Origin of the sequence: Nocardioides oceani (assembly GCF_030412965.1) — a bacterium.
Classification (GTDB): Bacteria; Actinomycetota; Actinomycetes; order Propionibacteriales; family Nocardioidaceae; genus Nocardioides; species Nocardioides oceani.
This window is the reverse complement of record NZ_JAUHJQ010000040.1, coordinates 1-1,691: the sequence shown is the minus strand read 5'-3', so window position 1 is coordinate 1,691 and position 1,691 is coordinate 1. Positions and strand designations below refer to the sequence as shown.

Here is a 1,691-nt window from a genome sequence, read left to right as displayed (position 1 = left end):
GGTGTCCACGTCGCTGCGCACCGACCTGGCACTCGACGCGCTCGACATGGGGCTGTGGACCCGGCAGCGCGCCGGGCAGGACGTCACCGGGCTCACGCATCACAGCGACCGCGGAGTCCAACCTGGGTTCAACCAGTCGAAGCAACACCCCAAGCGTGGAGGTGTTGATGGGACGACAGCCAGGGTGGATGGTCACGCAGACGGGACGGCCGGCAATGCGTTCGCCAGGGCACCCGCCCATCCGTCGCGAGATCGAGCAGGCGTTCTGGCGCAGAATCGCCGAGGGCTCGACGAGCGAAGACGCCGCGATCGCGGTCGGCGTGTCGGGGCCGGTGGGGTCGAGGTGGTTCCGCGAGCGTGGCGGCATGCCGTCGATCAGTCTCGATGCTCCGTCGGGCCGTTACCTGTCGTTCGCTGAGCGGGAGGAGATCGCGCTCCTTAGGGCCCAGAGTTGCGGCGTTCGTGAGATCGCCCGACGTGTTGCCCGGTCGCCGTCGACGATCTCGCGCGAGCTGAGACGCAACGCCGCGACCCGCAGCGGCAAGCTGAAGTACCGGGCTGGTGTCGCGCAGTGGAAGGCCGAGCTCGCGGCTCGGCGCCCGAAGACAGCCAAGCTCGTCGCCAACCCGCAGTTGCAGGAGTACGTCCAGGAGCGGTTGGCCGGTGAGGTCCGCCGACCAGACGGCACGGTCGTCGTCGGTCCGAGTCCGGCGCCGTGGAAGGGGCGCAACAAGCCGCGGCGTCAGGACCGGCGCTGGGCCATGGCGTGGAGTCCGGAGCAGATCTCACACCGGCTCAGGGTCGACTTTCCAGATGATGAGTCCATGCGGATCAGCCACGAGGCGATCTACCAGGCGCTCTACATCCAGGGCCGTGGCGCGCTCAAGCGCGAGCTGGTCGCCTGCCTGCGCACCGGTCGCGCACTGCGCGTGCCGCGGGCCCGGAGCAAGAGCAAACCGGGCGGTCACGTACCGCCGAGGTGATGATCAGCGAACGGCCCGCCGAAGCTGAGGACCGCGCCGTGCCCGGCCATTGGGAAGGAGACTTGATCATCGGGCTACAGCGCTCGGCGATCGGCACGGTCGTGGAGCGACAGACCAGATTCACCATGCTGGTACACCTGCCCCGCGAAGAGGGCTACGGCCTGGTCGCTCCGGTGAAGAACGGCCCGGCCCTGGGTGGCTACGGAGCGATGTCGATGAACAAGGCGCTGGCCGCCACGATGACCAAGCTGCCTCAGCAGCTGCGGCAATCACTGACGTGGGACCGCGGCAAGGAACTCTCCGGGCACGCCGCGTTCAAGGTCGAGACCGGAACGGCGGTCTACTTCGCCGACCCGCACAGCCCGTGGCAGCGCGGGACGAACGAGAACACCAACGGGCTGCTGCGCCAGTACTTCCCGAAGGGCACCGACCTGTCCCGCTGGACCGCCGAAGACCTTGCCGCCGTCGCGCACGCACTCAATGACAGACCCCGAAAGACGCTCGGTTGGAGAACGCCGGCCGAGGCGATGAACGAGCACCTACTGTTGCTCCAACAAGCAGGTGTTGCGACGACCGATTGATTTCGCCCAATATCGAGCGATTCGCTACACCGAGCGGCTCGCCGAAGCCGAGGCCGTCGCGTCCGTCGGATCTCGTGGCGACTCCTATGACTGCGAGCATCGTGACTGCGCCACCACCTGGGGTCTG

At 67.8% G+C, this 1,691-nt stretch carries 1 pseudogene; it reads left to right on the top strand.

Annotation, left to right across the window (positions count from 1 at the left end):
- The first annotated feature begins 188 nt into the window (after positions 1-188).
- Positions 189-1,564: pseudogene (locus tag QWY28_RS23170) on the top strand (IS30 family transposase).
- The last annotated feature ends 127 nt before the right edge of the window (positions 1,565-1,691 follow it).